Origin of the sequence: uncultured Rikenella sp. (assembly GCF_910579375.1) — a bacterium.
GTDB lineage: Bacteria > Bacteroidota > Bacteroidia > Bacteroidales > Rikenellaceae > Rikenella.
Genome location: NZ_CAJTUJ010000083.1, coordinates 1 through 8,050, shown reverse-complemented (window position 1 = coordinate 8,050; position 8,050 = coordinate 1). Strand labels below are relative to the sequence as shown.

Annotated in this window: 6 protein-coding genes; 4 read left to right on the top strand and 2 right to left on the bottom strand. The window is 58.4% G+C overall.

Annotation, left to right across the window (positions count from 1 at the left end; all coding sequences use genetic code 11):
- Window positions 1–712 precede the first annotated feature (712 nt).
- Window positions 713–1,903, bottom strand: a complete 1,191-nt coding sequence (kbl, locus tag QZ302_RS07295; protein ID WP_294594053.1) for a glycine C-acetyltransferase — start codon at window positions 1,901–1,903, stop codon at window positions 713–715.
- A 1,641-nt stretch (window positions 1,904–3,544) separates the two neighbouring features.
- On the opposite strand from kbl, the gene QZ302_RS07290 reads away from it, so the two are divergent.
- The 4 genes from QZ302_RS07290 to QZ302_RS07275 all read left to right on the top strand — a co-directional run bounded on the left by QZ302_RS07290 (window position 3,545) and on the right by QZ302_RS07275 (window position 6,723).
- Window positions 3,545–4,396, top strand: coding sequence for a TetR/AcrR family transcriptional regulator (locus QZ302_RS07290; protein WP_294594051.1), 852 nt, complete (start codon window positions 3,545–3,547; stop codon window positions 4,394–4,396).
- A 7-nt stretch (window positions 4,397–4,403) separates the two neighbouring features.
- Window positions 4,404–5,129: a TetR/AcrR family transcriptional regulator gene (locus QZ302_RS07285; RefSeq protein WP_294594049.1), complete on the top strand. Its 726-nt coding sequence runs from the start codon at window positions 4,404–4,406 to the stop codon at window positions 5,127–5,129.
- Window positions 5,130–5,355: 226 nt separating this feature from the next.
- A complete protein-coding gene (locus tag QZ302_RS07280; protein ID WP_294594047.1) occupies window positions 5,356–5,613 on the top strand; it encodes a hypothetical protein in 258 nt (85 codons plus the stop codon).
- A 60-nt stretch (window positions 5,614–5,673) separates the two neighbouring features.
- Window positions 5,674–6,723, top strand: a complete 1,050-nt coding sequence (locus QZ302_RS07275; RefSeq protein WP_294594045.1) for a 6-bladed beta-propeller — start codon at window positions 5,674–5,676, stop codon at window positions 6,721–6,723.
- Between the two features lie 17 nt (window positions 6,724–6,740).
- Here the strand turns inward: QZ302_RS07275 and hemW are convergent, their stop codons facing one another.
- Window positions 6,741–7,841, bottom strand: coding sequence for a radical SAM family heme chaperone HemW (gene hemW / locus QZ302_RS07270; protein ID WP_294594042.1), 1,101 nt, complete (start codon window positions 7,839–7,841; stop codon window positions 6,741–6,743).
- Window positions 7,842–8,050 lie beyond the last annotated feature (209 nt).

Genomic DNA, 8,050 nt, shown 5'->3' with positions numbered 1-8,050 from the left:
TCGAACCGCCGGCCTTGTCGCCCAGGCGCGGAGCGCCTCGGGGGGATGGGCGACAGGCCGAATACAAGAGATTGGGGTTGTGGATTGAGCTGAACCGTTACTGTGCTCCTGCGACCCTTTGAGCCGCGCAGTTCGCCGCCACCCCCTGCGGCGGACTGCAACTCGTCGGAGCTCGTTACACTCACCGCTGGCGGCGAACAACTTAAAAGAGATGAATAGGCTGTGCTCTTGCGACCCTTTAGGGTCGCGCGGGCCGGACGCCTCCCCTCGGTAGGCCCGCAACACGCCGCTCCGCGTCGAGAGTTGCCGTGCCTCCCGGGCGTCCGTCCGCACAAAGTTCGGTTATATAGGGTAGCTCCGGCCCATTGTCCACCGGCCCACTCTTTCCCCGTTTATTCCGAGAGGCAACGCAACAGAAAACCGTAGCCGCGATCGTTCGCAGTCGAAGGATACATGCCCGTCGCATAGAACAACAAACGCCAGGCGCCCGTGCTGCCGTCGGGCACCGACGCAGACCAGACCGTCCCCTCGTTGCCGAAGCCGTCCAGCGCGCCCGAAGAGTGGTCGCGGAAGCCCGGGGCGGGAGAAAGGCTGTGCCGCGCAACGTGCCAAATAGCCCCCGAAATAATGAACCGTGCGAAATAAAAAAGGTGCTCTGCGCGGAGCGCGGAACACCCTTTCCAAGGTCAATAACCCGTTCAGGCACCGACCGTTATTTCAACACCCCCAGCTCCCGTCCCACCTTCGTGAACGCCTCCACACACCGATCCAGGTGCTCCCGTTCGTGTCCCGCCGACACCTGTACCCGGATCCGCGCCTGATCCTTCGGCACCACCGGATAGTAGAACCCCGTCACATAAATCCCCTCCTCCAGCAACCTCGCCGCGAACACCTGCGACAGCTTCGCATCATACAGCATCACCGCACAGATCGCCGATTGCGTCGGTTTGATATCGAAACCCGCCGCAATCATCCGGTCGCGGAAATAGGTCACATTTTCCGCCAGCTTCGCGTGCAGGTCGTCGTTTTCGCCCAGCATGCGGAACAGCTCGATCCCCGCTCCGACCACCGCCGGCGGGATCGAATTCGAGAAGAGATAAGGCCGCGACCGCTGCCGCAGCATGTCGATAATCTCCTTTCGTCCCGTGGTGAAACCGCCCACCGCCCCACCGAACGCCTTGCCCAGCGTCCCGGTGATGATATCGACCCGTCCCCGGACGTCGAACAGCTCCGTCACCCCTCGCCCCGTCGGCCCCACGACCCCCGCCGAGTGGCACTCATCCACCATCACCAGCGCATCGTATTTTTCCGCCAGTTCGCAGATCCGATCCATCGGCGCCACATTGCCGTCCATCGAGAAGACCCCGTCCGTCACGATGATGCGGAACCGCTGCGCCTGCGCCAGTTTGAGCTGCGTTTCGAGATCTTCCATATCGGCATTCGCATACCGATACCGTTTCGCCTTGCAGAGCCGCACCCCGTCGATGATCGAGGCGTGGTTCAGCGCATCCGAAATAATGGCATCCTCCTCGCCCAGGATCGGTTCGAACACCCCCCCGTTCGCATCGAAACAAGCAGCGTAGAGGATCGTCTCCTCCGTTCCGAAATAGTCGGCAATGGCACGTTCCAGCTCTTTGTGAATGTCCTGCGTCCCGCAGATGAACCTTACCGACGACATCCCGAACCCGTGCGTATCCATGGCCCGTTTCGCCGCCTCGATCAGCCTCGGATTGTCCGAGAGCCCCAAATAGTTGTTGGCGCAGAAGTTGAGCACCTGTTGTCCGTCCTCCACCTTGATTTCCGCCCGTTGCGGAGTGGTGATGATGCGTTCCCGTTTGTAGAGTCCGGCCGCGTCGATCGCCGCCAGCTCATCCGTGAGGTACTGTTTGACTTTTCCGTACATCGTAGTTATGAAGTTAAGAGTTTTAAATTATTTGTGTATTCGGAAGCGCGACCGCATCGCGTCCCCTGTGTGGTTGAGTGATGCGGTTAGACCCGGCCAAAGCATCCCTTTAGGGATGCGCTCTAAAGTTTTTTTGGTTCTTTTTGTTCACAACCGACGCTGCCAGCGAGAGCAATGCAAACGCAGTTTGCGAATTGCCGAGCGGCGAGGAGGAACCGAGTAGCGTACCGAGGGCAGAGACCGCTTGCGGGCTTTGCCGAGGTAGCACGAGGAAGCCGAAGGCAACGCGAAGCCAAAAAGAACAGTTCCAGGCGGGACAAAGCTCGATCGCTCGTCGCCTAAAGAGGGAAATCGTCAAAATGCACTTTGTGCGTTTTGACAAGATTTCCCCGGCGCGCGAAAAAATGACACTGCACGAAAAATTCGTCGCCCGCCCGCCTAAAGAGGGATTTCGCTCATTTTGCGATAGCAAAATCGAGATGAAATCCCAACGGGCGACGTTTAGGAGTAGACCCGCCCATCTTTCGGGTGCCGAGCGGCACCGGTGGAGCGCCAGCGGAGCCGCAGTGAGGCGGACACGGGGCAGTGTTTTGGGCCGTGGGTTGGACTGTGCTTTTGCGACTCGCAGAGTCGCGCGAGCCGAAGCCTCCCGCAGCGGAGGCCCGCAACTCACGTTGCAGTGGGTCCCGCAGGCTTCGGCCGCTTAAACCGAATGCGAATAGCGCGGTTCCCCGAACTGCCGGCCTTGTCGCCCAGGCGCGGAGCGCCTCGGGGGGGATGGGCGACAGGCCGAACATGGCAGACGTGATAAACGGGCGCCGAGCCTGTGTACTGAGCCGTTCGGCCCACCCCTGGCGCGCGCAGCCCGAACCCGACAGAAAAAGGCTTGCTCCTGCGGCTCTGTGAGCCGCGCAGTTCGCCGTGTCAACGGTCGGCCCGCAGCCCCCGGGAGGGGACGCCCAGCGTCTTTTACTGGCCGCCTCTACCTCATGACACACCTCCCGGGCGTCCGTCCGCACAAAGTTCGGCTACATGGGGCAGCTCCGGCCCATTGCCCCCCGCGTGCCTCTCGTCCCCGTTTATTCCGAGAGGCAACGCAACTGAAAGCCGTGGCCGCGGCGGTCCGAGAGGCTGGGGTAGAGGCGCTGCGAATGGAAATTCAAGCCCAGGCCGTGGACGCCGCTCGTGGCGGAAGACCAGCTGTAACCGTTGCTGCCGATGTTCCTTGCTATGCCCTCCCAGCTCGCGCGACCGAAGTCGCGGAAGCCCGGGGCCGCGCCGCCGCACCGTCAAAGAACCGACAAAACCGCCGGAACAGACGCAAAGTTATTCTTTTGGGCCGAAAAAGGAAAACACAATACTCCCCGCTCCGAAGATGAAGATTGGCAAGAAATTTGCAGGAAAATCCGCGACACCCGCAATAGTTTTTGAAAAAATTCAAACAGCCGCCAGTTTTCTTCGCCCGAACCGTAAAATTTATCCGATATAATTCATATATTTGATTGAAATTGGTTTACTTTTCGGTTCCACCCCTCCCCCGAGCCCCCGCTCCCCGGAAGAAGATCGGAAAGAGCGACGAACCCTCACCCCTCCAGCCGCCCTCGCCACCCCGGGCGCCCGGGAAACAAAAACGGAAACACGATGAGCACATCCACCAAACCCCTCCATCCCGCACCCCAGGACGAAACCACCGAACCCCAGGTTGCCAAACGCAAACGCGGCCGTCCGCGCAAGAACGGCCCCCTTCTCGACCAGCCCAAACGCAAACGCGGCCGTCCCCGTCGCGCCGAGCCCGACCTCGCCGACCTCCAGGACATCCACCTCGACCTCGCCGACCGCACCCGCGCCTCCGGCCGCCGTTCCGGACACTCCACCCGCGAACTGATCGTCGCCATGGCCAACGAAGTCATCAACCGCACCGGCATCGTCGACTTCCGGATCGAGACCGTCGCCCGCGCCCTCTCCCTCAGCCCCGGGAACATCACCTACCACTTCCCCAAAAAGGAAGACATCATCGCCGCCATCTGGGAGCAATACGAGACCACCATGCGTGCCACCCTCGCCGAGATCATCACCCCCTTTCTCGACATCAAACAACTCTACCTCTACTTCCGCGTCATCGCCTCCAAAGCCATCGCCTATGTCGGCGTGACCGCCTATTACTTCGGCGACCTCGGCGTCCTGCGTCGCGAACACGCCACCTTCGCCCGATGGATGGACTCCAACCGCACCTGGATGTACGCCTGCTACGACCGTCTGACCGAAAACGGCTGCCTTCGCCCCATCGCCGACCCCCTCCTGCGCGACCTGATCTTCGCCTCCCAGATCACCCTCCTGCGCTGGTGGATCAACAACGCCTTCGCCAACCACGGCGGCGACCGCCTCGAAGAGGCCGTAAACCGCTACGTCTCCCTCTCGCTCCTGCAACTCCTGCCCTACCTCACCGACGAAGGGCGCCGCCAGTTTAAAAACATTGCCAACCAAATAAAATAGAGACGCCATGGCTGTAATCAAGAAAGAGAAACACCCGACGGCATCCGCCCTCGTAGTGCCCGGCGTATCCGACGAGCCCTCGACCCGCGACACCATCCTTCGCCGCTCGCTCGAACTCATCAACGACACCGGGATGGTCGACTTTCGGATCGACGCCCTCTCCCGTTCCCTGGGGCTGAGCCCCGGGAACATCACCTACCACTTTTCGCGGAAAGAAGACATCTGTTACGCCCTGTGGGAGCGCTACCTCGACGAATACGACCACCTCGTCCGCCCGCTGACCACCCTGCTCGACCTCCGTCAATACTACCTCCTCAACCGCGTCCGGATCCGCCTCGACTACAAATACCGCGGCGTCGTGCTGTTCCGCAGCTCCGACCTCGGCGCCATGACCCGCGACCGGGAAGTGAACCGCGCCAACGAAGAGCACCACCTTTCGCTCGGGCGTCGCGCCGTCCAGCTTCTGACCGGAAACGGCTATATTCGGAAAGAAGCCACCCGCCAACAGCTCGAAGACATCCACGCCTGCCATTACGTTTTGACCCGCTGGTGCCTCAACTACGGTTACCAGGCCTATGGCGCCGACGACGTAGCCAACCGGTTGGATTACCTCGCCCTGATGTCCCTACACGCCCTTTATCCCGTCCTGAGCGAGAAAGGCCTCGCCGAATTCGCAGAGATTATGGATAAAGTCTCCGCCGACGATTCTCTGGGCGACCCTCCGTTGCAGTAGGCGCCTCCGACAAACTTAGGTATCACCTATTTTCCACAGGGGGACTCACCGCGAGTCTCCCTGTTTTTATTGCCGCCGACAGAGCCATTATTTTCGAATAATTTTAGAAATAAAATAATTCAACAAAATATTGCCGTTTTCGACTCTTTGGATTATATTTGAAGTGTGATTTCTCTGAAAACCTTCGGGGAGACACAATTTTTAGTTACCTTTAATTTTTGAAGTCATGAAGAAAATGACCAAAATTCTGCTGGCCGCCGGTGGTGCAGCCCTGATTTGCGGCGGCGCCGCGATGACCTACCTGAAAGCGCAAACCCCGATGACTATTCAGGAAGAACTGACCCTCGCCAACCTCGAAGCGATGGCAGTAAACGACGAGGGTATTATAGATATTGGAGGAGGAGCAAGATGGTGGGTTTTGTATACGGACAGTGACGGGTCGCATATCTGTAAACCGAAAGGTTCCGCTGAATGTCTGTTTTAATATGACTGATTACTTCGTTCCCACATCTAGGATTGGTGTGGGAATGTCATTTTAATGGAAATGAAAACATTACGATTGCTAATCATCTCTTTGTCGTGTATCTGCCTGAACCTCTTTTCGGTTGCCGGACAAAATAAGATTACCGTTGATTTCGACGCTCCCAAACCCACGTTGAAAGTGACGAAAGTCGTTCCGCTGGAGACCCATAAAGAGACTTTCGTCGATCAGTTCTTCAAGGTACAAGCTACGGATCGATGCATCTTTGTTCAGGATCGGTTTCAAATTCTGATATTCGACTCGAACGGCAAATATCTGTCGAAAGTACGGAATTTGGGACATGGCCCGCGGGAATACGTGGCGATAAAAGATTTTTGTTATCATAACAATTCGTTATGTGTTCTCCCATTGGAGGGACAAAAAGTACAGTTCTATTCGTTGGCGGGAGACTATCTTCGTTCCATGTCGTTGAAAATTTCGGCAGATGCTTTATGGATAACGGATCGATTCAAAGCATTCAAATCCACCGCCGACCCGAAAGGCACGCTGGTTGTCGCGCTTCCCTCCGGAAATAAGAGCATTCGTGCCGTTAAACCCGCATTGGCGACCACGACATTCAGCATCGAGCCCCCCCGGCCTTTTACTCAGGCCGGCGAACAGGTCTATTACCTGCTGGATTTCATTCCCGCGATTTATACCGTGGGTACACGGCCCGAAGATGTCCGTAAAACGGAGTTCGATTTCGGAACACATACGATTACGCCGGACTATGTTGCAAAATTGGAGCAAAGAGAGATGTTCGAGCGACTCAAAAAAGACAAGATGGCCTGTTTCCTGAACTTCCATCCGACCCGGGATTGGTGGGGACTGGCATTCGCGATGGGAGAGGATCGATATTGCTGGTATTACCATCCGCAGAGCGGAAAACAATATATCAGTCGCCGAGACAATGGCTCGACGTCCAAATTGATCGTATGCTCCGTCGACAATCAGTTTGTGGAGGCGGTGGAGGCGGTGGAATTTCTCGAAAATCCCCGTTACGCTCCGTATAGAGAGGGGTTACAAGTCGACGAAAACGACAACGCCGTACTGATCTTCTACACCGTCGAATAGATTCCTTGTCGCACACGTCAACGGAAAAGACGCGAAATCACATAGTCCGAAATCAACCACCGCGCCGGAGGGATGGCCCAGCCGAACGATGTCCGGCAGAGATCGCCCGCCGCTTCGAAAACCGCACATTGCGTTTCGAGGCGGCGGGTCTCCGTTTCGCCGAAACGGGCCGAAAACTCGGCGGTGGAAAGGCCGGCGACGGTACGCAGACGGGTCATCAGGTATTCGTTCTGAAGGTCGGTGTCGGTCAGGAGCTCCTCTTCGGGCGGAGTCCCGGACAGATAGAGCGGGTTGCTGGCTACGTTCCAGCTCCGCCGCCGAGAGCCGTCGTAGGAGTGGGCGGAGGGGCCGACGCCCAGATAGGGCGCGCCGAGCCAATAGGCGCTGTTGTGGCGGGCCCGATAGCCGGGACGGGCGAAGTTAGACACTTCGTAGTGTTCGAAACCGGCGGACTGCAACCGTTCGCGCAGGAAGGAGAAGTGTTGTTCGGAAACGGTCTCTTCGACGGGTGCCAGCCCCTGTTTGCCGAAAACGGTGCGGGGCTCGACGGTGAGGTGGTAGGCCGAAATGTGCTGCACGGGCAGGGCGACGGCCTGTGCCAGGTCTTCCTGCCACTCGCGCAGGGTCATACCGGGCAGGCCGTAAATCAGATCGATCGTCAGGTTTTCGAAACCGGCGGCATGGGCGGCTTCGACGGCTTCGACGGCGGCACGGGCGGTATGGCGGCGGTTCATCCGTTCGAGGTGTCGGTCGTGGAACGACTGCACGCCGATGCTTAGGCGGTCAATGCCTATGTCGCGCAGGGCGGAAAGATAACCGGGGGTCAGGTCGTCGGGGTTGGCTTCGAGGGTCACCTCTTCGAACCGGTCGACGGCCCACTGCTCCTGCACCTGAGCGACGAGCGGGGCGATCTCGCCGGGGGTGCAAACGGAGGGGGTGCCGCCGCCGAAATAGAGGGTCTCGACGCTCCGGGGGGCGACTTCGTCGCGGCGACGGGCCAGTTCGCGACGGATGGCTTCGATCATCTCTCCTTTCCGAGCGAGAGAGGCGCTGTGGTGAAAGTCGCAGTAGTGGCAGAGTTGACGACAAAACGGGATGTGTATGTAAATTCCGGACATGTAATCTCTCTTGGGGGTGTTCGTTGGGGTGGATTCTTTGTGGCGGATTCTTTGTGGCGGAAGCGGTCGGTTTTCGAGTGCCGGGCGGTGCGCCCCGGGCTCCCGCGACTCGGGATATGACAAACAGGGAGGAGAATTGCGACAATGCGGCAACAGCGGAATTTCCAGATCCTCTGCCACGAGTACCATCAACGGCATTTATTTGTTAT